At 71.0% G+C, this 13,774-nt stretch carries 15 protein-coding genes; 9 read left to right on the forward strand and 6 right to left on the reverse strand.

Features of this window, described 5'->3' with window-relative positions:
- The first annotated feature begins 2 nt into the window (after positions 1-2).
- Both ACF1B9_RS28705 and ACF1B9_RS28710 read left to right on the forward strand, forming a co-directional pair.
- Positions 3-650, forward strand: coding sequence for a type VII secretion system-associated protein (locus ACF1B9_RS28705; protein WP_391745368.1), 648 nt, complete (start codon positions 3-5; stop codon positions 648-650).
- Positions 647-1,984, forward strand: a complete 1,338-nt coding sequence (locus tag ACF1B9_RS28710; protein ID WP_391745367.1) for a hypothetical protein — start codon at positions 647-649, stop codon at positions 1,982-1,984. Before ACF1B9_RS28705 ends, ACF1B9_RS28710 begins: the two co-directional genes overlap by 4 nt.
- Positions 1,985-2,038: 54 nt before the next feature.
- Here the strand turns inward: ACF1B9_RS28710 and ACF1B9_RS28715 are convergent, their stop codons facing one another.
- Both ACF1B9_RS28715 and ACF1B9_RS28720 read right to left on the reverse strand, forming a co-directional pair.
- Entirely contained in the window at positions 2,039-2,593 is a 555-nt protein-coding gene (locus ACF1B9_RS28715) for a class I SAM-dependent methyltransferase (protein WP_391745365.1), read from the reverse strand.
- A 53-nt stretch (positions 2,594-2,646) separates the two neighbouring features.
- On the reverse strand, positions 2,647-3,162 hold the full coding sequence (locus ACF1B9_RS28720) for a hypothetical protein (protein ID WP_391745364.1): 516 nt from the start codon (positions 3,160-3,162) through the stop codon (positions 2,647-2,649).
- Between the two features lie 135 nt (positions 3,163-3,297).
- Between ACF1B9_RS28720 and ACF1B9_RS28725 the strand changes: the two genes are divergently transcribed.
- Both ACF1B9_RS28725 and ACF1B9_RS28730 read left to right on the forward strand, forming a co-directional pair.
- Entirely contained in the window at positions 3,298-4,569 is a 1,272-nt protein-coding gene (locus ACF1B9_RS28725) for a histidine kinase (RefSeq protein WP_391745362.1), read from the forward strand.
- The gene (locus ACF1B9_RS28730) at positions 4,557-5,207 is read left to right on the forward strand and encodes a response regulator (RefSeq protein ID WP_391745361.1); all 651 of its coding nucleotides are present in this window, start codon (positions 4,557-4,559) and stop codon (positions 5,205-5,207) included. The genes ACF1B9_RS28725 and ACF1B9_RS28730 overlap by 13 nt, the downstream gene beginning before the upstream one ends.
- A 45-nt stretch (positions 5,208-5,252) precedes the next feature.
- Here the strand turns inward: ACF1B9_RS28730 and ACF1B9_RS28735 are convergent, their stop codons facing one another.
- Positions 5,253-5,603, reverse strand: coding sequence for a TetR/AcrR family transcriptional regulator (locus ACF1B9_RS28735; RefSeq protein WP_391745359.1), 351 nt, complete (start codon positions 5,601-5,603; stop codon positions 5,253-5,255).
- A gap of 185 nt (positions 5,604-5,788) precedes the next feature.
- Between ACF1B9_RS28735 and ACF1B9_RS28740 the strand changes: the two genes are divergently transcribed.
- Positions 5,789-7,267: a hypothetical protein gene (locus ACF1B9_RS28740; RefSeq protein WP_391745358.1), complete on the forward strand. Its 1,479-nt coding sequence runs from the start codon at positions 5,789-5,791 to the stop codon at positions 7,265-7,267.
- Positions 7,268-7,585: 318 nt separating this feature from the next.
- Positions 7,586-7,984 (forward strand): LysR substrate-binding domain-containing protein, encoded by a 399-nt coding sequence (locus tag ACF1B9_RS28745; RefSeq protein ID WP_391745356.1) that lies wholly within the window; start codon positions 7,586-7,588, stop codon positions 7,982-7,984.
- On the opposite strand, the gene ACF1B9_RS28750 is transcribed toward ACF1B9_RS28745, so the two are convergent.
- Together ACF1B9_RS28750 and ACF1B9_RS28755 are read right to left on the reverse strand one after the other, a co-directional pair.
- Positions 7,935-8,246, reverse strand: coding sequence for an NIPSNAP family protein (locus ACF1B9_RS28750; protein WP_391745355.1), 312 nt, complete (start codon positions 8,244-8,246; stop codon positions 7,935-7,937). The genes ACF1B9_RS28745 and ACF1B9_RS28750 overlap by 50 nt on opposite strands.
- A 241-nt stretch (positions 8,247-8,487) precedes the next feature.
- On the reverse strand, positions 8,488-8,892 hold the full coding sequence (locus ACF1B9_RS28755; protein WP_391745353.1) for a RidA family protein: 405 nt from the start codon (positions 8,890-8,892) through the stop codon (positions 8,488-8,490).
- Between ACF1B9_RS28755 and ACF1B9_RS28760 the strand changes: the two genes are divergently transcribed.
- The gene (locus ACF1B9_RS28760) at positions 8,848-9,420 is read left to right on the forward strand and encodes a tyrosine-type recombinase/integrase (RefSeq protein WP_391745352.1); all 573 of its coding nucleotides are present in this window, start codon (positions 8,848-8,850) and stop codon (positions 9,418-9,420) included. The genes ACF1B9_RS28755 and ACF1B9_RS28760 overlap by 45 nt on opposite strands.
- Here the strand turns inward: ACF1B9_RS28760 and ACF1B9_RS28765 are convergent.
- The gene (locus ACF1B9_RS28765; protein WP_391745350.1) at positions 9,326-10,690 is read right to left on the reverse strand and encodes a peptidase C39 family protein; all 1,365 of its coding nucleotides are present in this window, start codon (positions 10,688-10,690) and stop codon (positions 9,326-9,328) included. The genes ACF1B9_RS28760 and ACF1B9_RS28765 overlap by 95 nt on opposite strands.
- A gap of 175 nt (positions 10,691-10,865) precedes the next feature.
- On the opposite strand from ACF1B9_RS28765, the gene ACF1B9_RS28770 reads away from it, so the two are divergent.
- Together ACF1B9_RS28770 and ACF1B9_RS28775 are read left to right on the forward strand one after the other, a co-directional pair.
- Positions 10,866-11,495 (forward strand): uridine kinase, encoded by a 630-nt coding sequence (locus ACF1B9_RS28770; protein WP_391745349.1) that lies wholly within the window; start codon positions 10,866-10,868, stop codon positions 11,493-11,495.
- 360 nt (positions 11,496-11,855) lie between these two features.
- Complete coding sequence (locus ACF1B9_RS28775) at positions 11,856-13,763, forward strand: AAA family ATPase (protein ID WP_391745348.1); 1,908 nt, start codon at positions 11,856-11,858, stop codon at positions 13,761-13,763.
- The last annotated feature ends 11 nt before the right edge of the window (positions 13,764-13,774 follow it).

Consider the following 13,774-nt stretch of genomic DNA (forward strand, 5'->3'; position numbering starts at 1 on the left):
GCGTGCGGCCGGACGGATCGCCGCTGCCGCCGGCGCCGGACCACATCCGCGAGGCGGCCCGGCAGGCGCCCGACCACTGGCTCGGCGTCGTCGACCCCGGCTGGTCCGATCCGGCCCCGCCGCCACCCTGGGCGGTGGCCGGGGAGTGGCGTTCCGGGCTCGACGGCGAGGTCGTGGAGTGGCAGCCCAATGACGACTACCGGCCGTCGCCGCTGACCCTCGGCTGGGCGGAGCCCACCGACCCGGTGGACGCCGCCGTACAACTGGCCGTCACCGGGTACGGACTCCTGCGTGACGCCGTAACAGCCCTGGCCGGCGCGGAAGTGACGGTGCTTCGGGCACCCGACGGCGGTCCGCTGACCGTCGCCGGGGAGGACGGGGATCCCGCGGTACCGGTCTTCACCTCGGCACCCCACCAGGTGTTCGGAGGCGCCCTGGCACACGATACGGTCGCTGTCGCCGAACTGGTCCGGCTCATCGCCCCCGCCGACGGCCGCATCTCCGTCAATCCCGCAGGCCCCGCTCGTCTGTTGCTCGACGCACGGCAGGTGCTCGACGCCGTTGTCCCCACCGGGTCTTCCCCTGCCGCGAGTTCCGCCGAGCCCCCCAGCACCGTCCCCACCAGTCCCGTCACCCAGAGGACCCCATGACCACGTCCAGGAACGAAGAAACCGCGGCCGCCTCCGAGGCGGAGGTCCATGCCACCGCCGAGGCCACCGGATCGGGCGAGTCCTCGGTACGGACCGCTCCCGCCGCTCCCACGGAGGGAACGGCCGCGTCCGGGGCCGCGAGCACGACGACGGGCGGCGCCGAGGCGGAGAAGCGAGCCGGGAAGAAGGCGGAGAAGGAAGCCGGGAGCGAGCCCGCGACCGCGCAGTCCGCCACCGCCGAAACCCCGGCCACCGCCGAGGCGGAGACCGCGACCGCCACCGCCGAAGCCGAGGCGGAGGCGGGGATCACCGCCACCGCCACCGCCGCCACCAAGGCTCCCGACAAGGCCGGCCGTCCGAACAAGGCGCTCCTCGCGGGCGCAGCCATCGCCGGGGTCCTGCTGGTGACGATCCCGTTCCTGGTCCACGCGGGCGGGGGCGACGACGGCAAGCGCGCCACGGGCAACGGCGAGGCACCCGGTACCGTTCTCGGCTCCGGCGCAGGGGACATACCCGGCGCGTTCGCGTCCGCGGCGCCCTCGCCCCGCGAGGACCGGAGCAAGCACTCGCCGGCCGGCAAGGGCATCGAGGAGGACGGCGGCCCCTCCGCCGACGGTGCGCACGGATCCGGACCGATCAACGAGGGCGGGGACACCGGAGGAGTCGGCGCCCCCGACCGGAAGCCGGCCAAGGACGGGAAGACGACCACGAGCGGGAAGACGACCACGACCGGGAGCAAGAGCGGCACCGGCAGCAAGAGCGGCACCGGCAGCACATCGACCGGCACCACGCAGAAGGCCGCGCCGCGGTCGACCGTGGTCTACACCGGCGTGGCCGGTCATGGCTGCCCCACCCCCGCCGGCGGCGGCTTCCAGCAGGACGGTTACTACAGCGACGGCAGCAACGGCTGGAACACGCGTTCCTCCGGCGGCTGGACGGGCAACGGCTGCAACGGGAGCTACTCCGCCGTCCCCATGTCCGGGGACACCGACCAGGATCACGACGCCCGCGTCAAGTGGTGGTGGAACCCCGGAACAAAGGCCCGTACCTGTCAGATCTCCGTCTACATCCCGAGCAGCGGCACCATCCTGGACGTGGGCGGGCACCCCACGACGTATCACGTGCTGGTGAACGCCAACGACCGTACGACCAAGTACAACAGTTTCAGGATCAACCAGGTGGCTCACCGCGGCCAGTGGGTCGACGCGGGCACCTTCGCCATGAAGGGCGCCACGATCGGGGTGAAACTGCTCGACCGGGGTGACGACTGGTCCAAGGGCTGGGAGAAGGCCCACCACGCCGCCGCCCAGATGAAGGTGACCTGCCGCTCCTGACCCACCGGGGCCGGCTTCTCAACATGAGGCCGGCCCGGGTGACGAACACGGCGATCACACGACGAGGATCCAACCCAGTGCGGTCTCAGCAGCTTCGGCCCGTCCCCGAGACCTCCGGTCCGCGCACGGCTGACAGGGGCTGTGGCGGTTCCGGCAGCAGTCGTGGTCATGGCATCTCGCTCGGTCGGCAGTGGGTGTGTGAATGTTCGCAATCACGTGCACGGATGAGCTGGGGTTTTGTCGCGTAGTGCAGGGAACCTCGCCCATCGCCACCACGAACGAGATCCAGTGCCGGTCGAAGAACTCGCCGATGACCAGCCGCCCACCCGGTGCCAGGACCCGTGCTGCCTCACGCAGCACCCGCTCCGACTCGGGGATCTCGCCGAGCGCGGTGACGGCGTACACGGCGTCGAACGTCTTGTCCTCGTAGGGCAGTGCACGCGCGTCGGAGCGGGCCGGCGTGATGTTGGCCAGGCCGCCGTGCACGGCGCGGCGCATCACGTGGTCGAGCATCTCCTGCTGGATGTCGAGCACATCGAGCCGTCCCTCCGGCCCGAGCTGCGGGGCGACGTGCAGCGACGCGACAGGGGCGGTGGTGATGCGGTGCATGGTGTTCTCCGGTGGATCGATTCGGTCCGTGGTACGTAGTCGGGCGGTCGGCGTCACGCGGGCCGGCTCAGCGTCCGCAGCGCCAGTCGGCCGCACAGCGCGGCGAGCGGCAGCTCGGCGCCGAGCGCCATGGCGACCGCGGTGGCGAAGTCGTCGCCCGGGGCCGCGGTCGTGGTGTCGAACCAGGCGTCCACCACAAGCAGCGCCGCGGTCGCGGCGGCTGCCAGGGCGTGCCGCCGGTCGCCGCGGGCGGCGAGGAGGCCGGTGGCGATCAGGCCGAGCGCCTCCAGCGCGTCGAGCCCGACCCAGGCGACCGGCCAGTGCGCCGCGGTCGCGGTGGCCGGCAGGCCGGTGGCCAGCACGTACAGCCACGGCAGCAGGGCGAGCCCGCAGGCGACCAGCAGCCACCCGGCCCGCCGCATGCCCCGCGCCGGGCGCGGCTCCTCCGCCTCTTCGTGGAGCGGGATGACCTCGGCGCGGTCGAAGCCCTCGGCACCGGCCACTTCCTCATCGCACAAGACCAGTTGACGCATCGTCTTCCCCCGCTCCCCGTCGGCTCTCCCCTTCATGTGCTCCACCCTCCGCCGCACACCAGGGCGCCGTCAGTCACGCAGGGTTCCGACCCGGGGTGGAGATAAGTGCACCCCCGAACCGGGCGGGGGTGTCATGGCACGGGGATGGCCTGCGGCTTTACCGTTTGACGCATGCAACTCACGACGTGGCCGCAGCTGGTGCTGGGCCGGCCGTTCCGCAGGGCGGGACACCGGACCGCGCTCGTCGCCGCCGGCCTGCCGCTCCACCTCGCCGTGGTGCCCCTGTGGCTCTGGCTGCTCGGCACGATGGCGGCGTTGGTGCGCGCGCCCGGCGCGGTGGCCGTGACTCCGCTGCCCGTGCTGCTCACGCTCGTGGTGACACCCCTGCTGACCGTCGGGCAGCGGCGGCGCTACCGGGCGCTCGTCGGCAAGGACCTCCCGCGCCCCGCCGTACCCGGGCCGGGACGCAACTGGAAGTCGGCGGTGCGCCGGCTGACCAGCCGGGCCTTGTGGCGGCAGGTCTGCTACCACGCCGTGGCGGGTCCGCTGCTCGCCGTCCTGGACCTCGCTGTCCTCGCCGTCTGGGCCGCCGCTCTCGTGGCCGCCTCCATCTACGTGTGGATCTGGGCGCTGCCCCCGCAGTGGCGGGTCACCGACCTCGGGTACACCACGCAGGCCGCGTACATCACCGCCGGCGGCCTCGCCCTGCTGTTCCTCGGGCCCCGGCTGACCGGCGCTCTGGTGCGGCTGGAGACCCGGACGGCCGAGGTCCTGCTCGGCCCCAGCCGCACGGAGAAGCTCGCCCGCCGGGTAGCCGACCTCGCCGAGAGCCGGGCCGGCGTGCTCGACGCCGCCGACGCCGAGCGGCGGCGGATCGAGCGCGACCTGCACGACGGCGCACAGCAGCGCCTCGTCTCACTCGCCGTCAACCTGGGCCTGGCCAGGTCCACCCTCGGCGACCTGCCGGAGGACGCCCGCAAGGTGATCGACGAGGCGCACCGCGAGGCGAAGGAGGCGATCGCCGAGCTGAACAACCTGGTGCGCGGCCTGCATCCGGCCGTCCTTGAGGACCGCGGCCTCGACGCCGCGCTGTCCGGGGTCGCCGCCCGGCTCCCGATCCCGGTGCGCGTGGCGGTGGACCTGCCGCAGCGCCCCTCACCCACGGTCGAGGCCGTCGCGTACTTCGTGGTCTCCGAAGCCCTGACGAACGTGGTCAAACACGCCCAGGCGACCCGGGCGGACGTGACCGTGGAGCGGATCGGGGAGACACTGCTGGTGGTCGTCGCGGACGACGGCGCGGGCGGCGCGGATCTCCCGGCGGCCGGCGGCACCGGGCTCGCCGGGCTCGCCAAGCGCGTCGCGTCCGTCGACGGCACGTTTTCCTGCCGCAGCCCCGCCGGGGGCCCGACCGTCATCACCGTGGAGCTGCCGTGCGCGCCGTGATCGCCGAGGATTCCCTCTTGCTGCGGATCGGGGTGGTCAAGGTGCTGGAAGCGGCCGGCTTCGAAGTATGTGCCGAAGTGGCCGACGCGGAAGGGCTGCTGGCGGCCGTCGAGGAGCACCGGCCGGACATCGCCGTGGTCGACGTGCGCATGCCTCCCGGCTTCACCGACGAGGGTGTGCGCGCCGCGCTGGTGATCCGCCGGCAGTATCCACCAACCGCCGTGCTGCTGCTGTCGCAGTACGTGGAGGAGCGGTACGCGGCCGATCTGCTCGCCGCCAACACCTCAGGCGTCGGCTACCTGCTCAAGCAGCGAGTAGCCGACATCGAGGAGTTCACGGAAGCAGCACGCCGGGTGGCGGCCGGCGGCACCGCACTCGACCCGCAGGTCGTCGCGCAGCTGCTCGTGCGTCGGCACAGCGATCCACTCGACCGGCTCACTCCGCGCGAACGTGAGGTACTGGAGCTGATGGCGGGAGGCCGGTCCAACTCCGGCATCGCCGCCGAGCTGGTGGTGAGCGAGAGCGCCGTCGCCAAGCACATCAACAGCATCTTCACCAAGCTCGACCTGCCCAAGGCAGACGCCGACCACCGCCGCGTCCTGGCGGTCCTGCGCTTCCTGGGCGTTGCGAACGCATAAGCGCTGAGTCGGGAGAAAACTGGGCGATCACATCCGTATGCCTGGTCAGTGATGGCGCAGCAGATACCAGCGCAGGGCGGGGCCTTCTTCGGCGTCCGTGCGCGGTGCGGGGGCGGAAAAGCTGAGGAAGGACACCGCGATCCGGTTGATCCATTCCGTCGCCGCAAACCACTCGGCCTGCGCCGGGTGACTGCGTACCTGGTCCAGCAGCCTGCACATCCCCGCGATGAGGGCGTCCGCACGATCGGTGAGGGTGCGGACGTGCCCGTGGACGGTCCGGTGGATGTGCTGGGTCTCGCGGCGCATGTACGCCTGGAGCAGGTTCTCCCGGGTGGGGAAGTGGTTGTAGAGCGTGGCCCGGGAGGACCCAGCTCGAACCCCAGGCCTGGATGACACGTCACCAGGTCGGAGCACCATCCATGTAATCACTCATTGCGCATGTACGTTAACAGTGGGTGATCAGATTGTGGTCCCCTCGCCGCCACACGGCGGGCGGAAAGAGACCCCACCTCGAGCCAGGACGTCAGGAGACATCGGTGACCAGACATCACGCCCCCAAACGACCCCCCTCAGGAGTGCGGATGAGACGAGGCCAAGCCCACACAGGCGTCGGCACTCGTCAGCAGTGGCGGCGCGCAGGGGTGGCGGCGGGACTGTGCGTGGTGCTGTCCGGCACCGCACTGACCCCCGCGACCGCCGCACCGGCGGGGGCCAAGCCGGCCACCGCCCCGGTGCGGGCACGAGGGACTGACCCATCGTTCACCTTCGGCTTCACCGGGACCCCGCAGAGCCTCACCGTCCCAGCAAACGCGGTGGTCACGATTACCGCCGACGGCGCCGGCGGCGCCGACAACACCGGCACCGTCTGCGGGTTCACCGGGGCCGGAGGGACCGGCGGACGCGTCATCACCACACTGCCGGCAACCACCGCCCCGACGGCCTTCACCGTCAACGTCGGCGGCACCGGCGGCAAAGGCTGCAACGGAACCGGCGCCGGCGGATACAACGGCGGCGCCCCGGGCGGCATCTCGAGCAACCCCACGGGCTCTTTCCGGCACGGTTCCGGAGGAGGCGGGGCGTCCAGCGTCAGCACCGGCACCGGCCTCCTCCTCGTCGCCGGCGGCGCCGGCGCCGGCGGCGGCACCCCCTTCGCCGGCACAACCGCGGGGGGAAACGGGGGCAACGGTGGCACACCGGATGCCACCGCCGGCACCACCGGAGGATTCGATAGTGGTGGTTCGCCAGGATCCGGCGGGCAAGGCGGCAGCACCACCACCATGACCGGCGGCACCGGCGGTGCGCCGGGCACCGCCACTGGAGGCTGCACGCCCGCCGCAGGTGGCCCAGGAAGCGGCTTCACAGGCACCACGGTCGGCACCGGCGGCACCGGCGGCAACAACACCGGCGGCAACTGCGTGGCCGCCGGGGCCGGGGGAGGCGGAGGCGGAGGGTACTTCGCCGGTGGTGGAGGAGGGGCCTCCTCCCCCGGCTCCAGCGGTTTCGGCCGGGCGGGTGGTGGCGGTGGCGGAGGAGGCAGCAGCTTCGCCACCCCGACGGGCACCGGCACAAGCTATGCGCTGTCCACGATCGGGACGGCGAACAACAACGGCCAAGTGATCATCTCCTACACGCTGCTCACACCCACCCTGGCCATCGCCAAAACCCACACCGGGAAATTCGTCCAGGGCAAACAGGGGACCTACACCATCACGGTCCGCAACACCGGGCCCGGCACCACCGACGGCACCACGGTCACCGTGCACGACACCCTCCCGCGAGGACTCACCGCCCGCACCATCACCGGCACCGGATGGAACTGCACCCGGACCACCCTCACCTGCACCCGCAGCAACGTCCTGGCAGCAGGCACCAGCTACCCGCCCATCACCCTCAAGGTCAATGCCTCCTGCCACGCAAAACGCCACGTCACCAACACCGCCACCGTCACCGGCGGCGGCGACACCACCACCCACACCACCACCAACCCCACCACCATCAAACCCAACAAACGCTGTCACCACCACAAGCACCACCACAGGAAGATGATCGGTCGCGGCTGAATACCGCAGCGAAGCGCACCAACCACCGCGACCGCGCCGGCTCCGCCTGCACGGCGGGGACGGCACCCCAAGGGAGCGAGCGGGCCGGAGTCGTACACGCTGCACATCTACGGCGGCGGGCAGCATGTGCAGCGCCCCCAACTACCAGGCCTGCCGCTGCCCAGCCCCTGACCGGACAAGCAAAGCACCAGGCGCCCGGCCGCAGAGGATGACGGTCCTCCGGCCGGGCGCCTGGGGGGGTGTTCGGCAGGGGCTGATGCCGCCTCACGATCCCCAGCGCAATCAGGTGTGACAGGAGATCAGATGTGCTGCTCCGGCGTGGACACCACCACCGTCCATCCGGAACTCGCGGCACTCGGGTCCGTGCTCGGCCGGCCCGCTGCCTGCCGGCAGGCCGGCTTCACATCCTCGACGCGCTGCATCACCGCCGACATCGCCGCCCGGCTCGCCCTCGCACGGGCCGGCCTCGCCACCGGGCTCGTCCCCCGGACGGCCATCGATCCGGCCACACCCAAGATCCGCACAGCGTCCATCGAGGATCGCCCGATCCTGCGCCTGCTGTTCGCCACGACGCGTCGCACCGAGACCACGAACCCGGCGACCACGGCCGCCGTCGCAGCGCTGCGCACAGCCGCACGACAGAACCGCACCCCGCGCCTCCGCCGGTCTAGGACACGCCGTCGAGCGGTCGCAGGAAGCGGCGCTCGTACCGTTTGATGCAGCGGGTGTCACGGGCCAGTTCGAACGCTTCCCGGCATTCCGGGTCGGACATGCTGTCCGTGCGGTACTGCTCGTACGCGGCCAGGCTGGGAAACGAGAACAGGGCGTAGGCGATGTCGCTGTCGCCCTCACTCGGCAGGAAGTAGCCGTGGTGCGTCCCGCCGAAACGGCTGACGAGCCGGACCCAGCGGCGGCCGTATTCCTCGAAATCCTCAAGCTTGTCGGCGTCGATCTCGTACTTCAGATGAACAGTGATCATGCCTGCATCATGCCGGGTACCGGACCCTGGGCCGGTGAGCGAAGGACGTGGCCAGTTGTCGGTCCGCGCGGGTGCGGGGGGTGGCGAGTCGGTCGGAGCCGGTGCCGGTCTTGAGGATAGGCAGCCAAAGGTGAGGCGGTCGGCGACGGCCACGCAGAGGCGCGGCATCTTGATCTTGTACATGACAACGGCTTGACGCCAGCAGACCTTCAGCCTTCCTCTGGGAGTGGCGGATGATCCGCTACGGCCGTATCGCCACTGCATCAACCTCGAACAGCATCCCCGGCAGTGCGAGCGAGGCCACGCCGCTCAGTGTCTGGGCCGGCAGCTTGTCGCCGAAACGGGCGTGCAGCGCCTTGCCGAGGATCTCCAGCTTGTCCAGGTCGTGGTCGACGATGAAGGTACCGAGGCGGACCACGTGCTCGTACCCAAGGCCGACCCCCTCCAGCGCGGAGCACAGCCGGTCGAACGCCAGGTCCACCTGGGCCGCGAAATCACCGGGCACAGGAGCACCGGTGGCGTCGGAGGCGTACTGACCGCCGATGAAGACGGCTTCGCCGGGCGCCGAGACAGCGTGGCTGTAGCCAAACGGCGTCGGGTCATGGAGGGCGGCTGGGTTGGTGATCGTGCGCTGATCGGTCGTCATGCCTGTTTCAACACGTGCACCGACCTACCCATTCCATCGGGATCAAGGCACGTAGGGGCGGCGCGTTCGAGGACGCTGCGGATCACGGGCTCGCGTTCTCAGCCAAGGGCTGTCCCCGCGCCCGCTTCCCTTGAGCCGTTCATCGATCGACTTCCGATCCGCGACGCAAACGGCGGATCGCCATACCTCGATCTCCTGCGCAGGTCGTGGGATCGGGCCGTCAGGCGGCTCAGGCTTCCCGAATACAACCCGCACGACTTGCGACACACATGGACCACCGTGACCTTGACGAGCGGCATGTCCATCCACGAAGTGTCTCACCGGCTCGGGCATCGCTCGATCAAGGTCACGGTGGACAAGTACGGCCACCTCACCCAGGACGGCCGGGAACGCTGCCGTCAGGTGGGCGAGGCGGCCGTGGCACCGCACATGCTCACAGCAGGCCGAACGACCTCAGAACCCGGCGCTGAACCGGTGTCGGACGAGCGGGCCAGTAGAGATAGCAGACCCCGCCGGTACCGCTTCTGACCTTGCCGTTCGCGTCGTAGCGCTTGGTCCGGAGCCAGATGTTCTCCCACTCCCGGCGCTGGTAGACCCGGCGCACGGCCTCGTCGTTCGGCGAGGCGGGGTCGTTCGCGATCACGTCACCGTCCGCGGTGAATCCGATCACGGTCATCAGATGGCCGGAGGTCCCGTACCCCGCGCCGGTGAGCTCCCCCTTGAGGAAGGACTGTGACGTTATGGCCGGAATGCCCGCCCGGATCAGCGTCTCCAGGTCCGTCAGCGAGCCGAGCCGGGTCACGACCGCGCTCATGCCGTGGTACGTCGCCGCGTACGCGGCGTTGAACGGCCAGTTGCCGCAGCCCTCGTACTGGTAGTCGTACGTGAACCGCGCGGCATGACAGACCTGCGGGTCGGCCAGCCCCGGCTCCACCCAGGCGAGGTCCTCGGCGGTGGGCCGCCGTCCCCAGTACTCGATGATCATCTGCGAGGAGGTGGGGCTGCACCAGGCCTCGCCGCCGTTGTCGTACTCCGGGTACTGGCCCGCGTGGATGTTCTGCGAGTAGCGCGGCACCAGGAGTTCCCGAGTGAGGCCGGGGGCGGTTGCGGGCACGGTGAAGCGGTCCGGGATGTCGGACGCCATCGCGCCGATCCGCCACACGGTGGGGGTGAGACGGGTCCCCGGTGTGCGGTGGAGTGTGAGCCGCAGCCGGTAGGAGTCCAGCCGCAGCCCACCGGCCGCGTCGTCCACCGAGAAGGTGTCGGTCCAGATGGAACTCCTGCCGTCGGTCTGGTCGTCCACGGACGTCCGGCGGATGTCGCCGTCGCCCGCCGCCCAGCGGCCCATGACGTACCACGGTGTCGAGGTGGCGTCCGAGTAGCGACCCTGGAGTTCGATCTGGATCCAGGTGCCCTCCGGGGTGTCGGCGTTCCACGAGGCGATCACCTCGGTCGCCGGGACGGCGGAACGGTGGACGGGTGAGGTCCAGGTCGCGTACTCCCAGGTGGTGGTCGCGCCGGTGTGCGGATCCGGGTAGTCGATGCGCCCCTCGGCGTGGCCGATCACCAGGCCGGGGCGGCGGCCCGCGACGGCCCGCGTCCCGGCGCCGGAACCGCTGCGCCAGTCCCTGTACGTGTGCCAGGAGTGGTTGTCCACGGAGGAGGCGGCCGAGGGGGTGCGGGGCGGGGCGGCGGAGGGGACGGCGGCGTGCGCGGAGCCGGACGACACCGTACCGGCGGTGGCCGCTGCCGCGAGCGCGGCGGTCAGCACGGTCCTGCGCGAGGTCGGTCTGTTCATGGGCGAGACCCCCGGTCGTAAGCGGAATGGGGTTGCGGGTGCACGACAGTGCGCCAACTATCGCGGGTCACGGCCGGATTCGGCCAGCGATTCGCCCCATGCCAGGAAACCAATATTGGTCTGATCCACTGGCGTGACCTGCGCTTGTTTCCGAACTGCTCGTAGGCTGGGGCGCATGAACGACCTCGCGCCCCTCGCCACCCGGCTCCGCGCCCTGGCGCCGTCCTGCGGGCCGGTGCGGCTGATCGCCGTCGACGGCCACGCGGGATCGGGGAAGAGCACCTTCGCGTCCCGCCTCGCCGCCGCGCTCGACGGCGCCCCCGTCCTGCATCTGGACGATCTGGCCACCCATGAGTCCTTCTTCACCTGGGTGGACCGACTGCGGGAGCAGGTGATCGGGCCGTTGTCACGTGGGGAGCGCGCGCACTACGCGCCGTACGACTGGACCGCGCGGACGTTCACGGCGCCGCGCACCCTGGAGCCCGCACCGGTGGTCCTGATCGAAGGGGTGGGGGCGGGCCGCAGGGCTCTCCGCCCCCACCTGGCGCGGCTGCTGTGGATGGATCTCGCCGCCGCGGAGTCCTGGGCACGGGGCCGCCGCCGGGACGGGCCGGCCCTTTCGGCCTTCTGGGACGGGTGGACGGCGGCCGAGGCGGAGCACTTCTCGGCCGATCCCTCGCGCTCCCACGCGGATGCCCTGATACGGCAGTTGCCCATGGGGTACGAGTGGCTGGAGGGGCCCGGCGCAGCAGCAGGAACGAACCATTCCGTCACAGATCGTGAGCGCGTCGTACCCCCGTCCTGAGTGCCCGGAAATCGGCCCGGAAGTACCTCAACTCCGCTTGACCCGAGGGCGGTACAGGTCTTACGTTCTCAATGTGCGGCTTTTCGGAGCCCTCGCGGACACGAAGCCCCCGGTTGTTCCCCCGTGATCGGGGGCTTCGTTCTGCCCTCGCACCCCCTCCCGTACGCCGGTTCGACGGATTCCGCTCACCCTCGGTCACGGTCTCCCTTCTGCCTACGACGCTCTTAGTCGCACACTCCCTGCGCAGGTACGATGCCTCTCGGTGCGGTCAATTCCCGTCCGTGGCCCAGTGATTCGGCGCGCCTCGGCGGGCGGGTCGTGCGGCGGGACATCCTGGGGGCACGGTTTGTGGGGGACCAGATGGACATCGGCACGCAGGGCGCACAGGCCCCGGCCGACCTCGCCTGGCTGCGCGGCGTGGACGCCTACACCATGGGCGCCTACCCACAGGCCGAGGAGGAGTTCAGGGCTGCGGTACGGATCGATCCCGGCATGGCGGACGGCTGGCTCGGCCTCCATGCGCTGAGGATCGACACCACGACGGCGCTGCTGCGCATGTACCGTCATCGCGACCGCTTCGGCGAGCAGCGCACCCGCCATCGGCGCACGCTCAACTCCTGGTACTGGCTGGGCTGGTGGGTGCAACCGGTGCTGGAGAGCCCGCGCGACCTGCTCCTCGCGCACGCCTCGCACTGGCTGGACGGACGCCATGTCCCCGAGCTGGACCGCGCGCTGGCCGGCCTGCCGCCGGTGGACGCGGACCCGCAGGTGCGCTTCCTGCACGCCTGCCGCTCCTATCTGGTCAAGGACTGGGAGCAGCTCGTGCGCAACACCGAGCAGCTGGTCGACGATCCGATGCTCGGCATCGAGGCGGGGCTGTTCGGCGGGATGGCACGGGTGCGGCTGGAGATGTACGGACAGGCCGAACCGCTGCTCTCCACCGCCCTGATGCGCTGCCGGAGCGAACAGCCGCAGCGCAAGGAGCTGCGCTACTGGCTGGCCCGCGCGCACGAGGGCACCGGCCGCAGCGCGGCCGCCCTGCCGCTCTACCGGGCGGTGCACCGGATCGACCCCGCGTTCATGGACACCTCGGCACGGCTCGCCGCGATCGCGGACTACGACGGTCTCGAAGGCAGCGACGAGGCCGGTCTCACCGCCCTGTCCCTGGCCGGATTGGGCACGGACACCGTGGCGGAGGCGCAGCCGGACGGGGAGTCGCTGCTCGGCACCGATCTGGCGGACGGTCGGGAGCTGCGGCCCGGCGGCGAGATCCCGGGGCTCGTGGGCAATGGGATGCCGCCGTCGTCCGACGGAACCCGGCGGAAGACGGCGGTGCCCGGTCAGCCGTCGGCGCCCTTCCCCGCCGGGTCCAGCGATCCGGTGCTGCTCGCCGAAGCGCTGGCGGAGCTGGAGCGCATGGTCGGCCTGGAGCCCGTCAAGCGCCAGGTCAAGGCGTTGTCGGCGCAACTGAACATGGCACGCCTGCGGGCCGGCCAGGGGTTGCCCGTGCAGCCGCCCAAACGCCATTTCGTCTTCTCCGGCCCTTCCGGGACCGGTAAGACCACGGTGGCCCGCATCCTGGGCCGGGTCTTCTACGCACTCGGCCTGCTGGGGGGCGACCATCTCGTCGAGGCCCAGCGCGCGGATCTGGTGGGCGAGTTCCTCGGACAGACCGCCGTGAAGGCGAATGAGCTGATCGACTCGGCCCTCGGCGGGGTGCTCTTCGTGGACGAGGCGTACAGCCTCTCCAACACCGCCTACAGCAAGGGCGACGCGTACGGCGACGAGGCCCTCCAGGTCCTCCTCAAACGTGCGGAGGACAACCGGGACCATCTCGTCGTCATCCTCGCGGGCTATCCGGAAGGCATGGACCGGCTGCTGGCCACCAATCCGGGGCTCTCCTCACGGTTCACCACCCGGGTGGACTTCCCGAGCTACCGGCCGCTGGAGCTCACCTCGATCGGTGAGGTGCTGGCCGCGGAGAACGGCGACGCGTGGGACGAGGAGTCCCTGGAGGAGCTGCGCTCCATCAGCGGCCATGTGGTCGAGCAGGGCTGGATCGACGAGCTGGGCAACGGGCGGTTCCTGCGCACACTGTACGAGAAGAGCTGCGCCTACCGCGACCTGCGGCTCTCCGGTTACGCGGCCGAGCCGGGCCGGGACGACCTGGCCACGCTGCGGCTGCCGGACCTGATGCAGGCGTACGGCGAGGTGCTGTCCGGCCGTGGGCCGGTGGACCGGGGGCCGCAGGAGCCGCCGACGCTGTGACGTGGGCGATG

Source organism: Streptomyces sp. NPDC014727 (genome assembly GCF_043083485.1).
Classification (GTDB): Bacteria; Actinomycetota; Actinomycetes; order Streptomycetales; family Streptomycetaceae; genus Streptomyces.

Bases quoted from the DNA above. Each gene is read 5' to 3' on its own strand.
- ACF1B9_RS28750 (WP_391745355.1), bottom strand. From the start codon at position 8,246: ATGATCACTGTTCATCTGAAGTACGAGATCGACGCCGACAAGCTTGAG.
- ACF1B9_RS28725 (WP_391745362.1), top strand. From the start codon at position 3,298: ATGCAACTCACGACGTGGCCGCAGCTGGTGCTGGGCCGGCCGTTCCGC.
- ACF1B9_RS28775 (WP_391745348.1), top strand. From the start codon at position 11,856: ATGGACATCGGCACGCAGGGCGCACAGGCCCCGGCCGACCTCGCCTGG.
- ACF1B9_RS28720 (WP_391745364.1), bottom strand. From the start codon at position 3,162: ATGAAGGGGAGAGCCGACGGGGAGCGGGGGAAGACGATGCGTCAACTG.
- ACF1B9_RS28710 (WP_391745367.1), top strand. From the start codon at position 647: ATGACCACGTCCAGGAACGAAGAAACCGCGGCCGCCTCCGAGGCGGAG.
- ACF1B9_RS28760 (WP_391745352.1), top strand. From the start codon at position 8,848: ATGGAGGGCGGCTGGGTTGGTGATCGTGCGCTGATCGGTCGTCATGCC.
- ACF1B9_RS28765 (WP_391745350.1), bottom strand. From the start codon at position 10,690: ATGAACAGACCGACCTCGCGCAGGACCGTGCTGACCGCCGCGCTCGCG.
- ACF1B9_RS28755 (WP_391745353.1), bottom strand. From the start codon at position 8,892: ATGACGACCGATCAGCGCACGATCACCAACCCAGCCGCCCTCCATGAC.
- ACF1B9_RS28715 (WP_391745365.1), bottom strand. From the start codon at position 2,593: ATGCACCGCATCACCACCGCCCCTGTCGCGTCGCTGCACGTCGCCCCG.
- ACF1B9_RS28770 (WP_391745349.1), top strand. From the start codon at position 10,866: ATGAACGACCTCGCGCCCCTCGCCACCCGGCTCCGCGCCCTGGCGCCG.
- ACF1B9_RS28740 (WP_391745358.1), top strand. From the start codon at position 5,789: ATGAGACGAGGCCAAGCCCACACAGGCGTCGGCACTCGTCAGCAGTGG.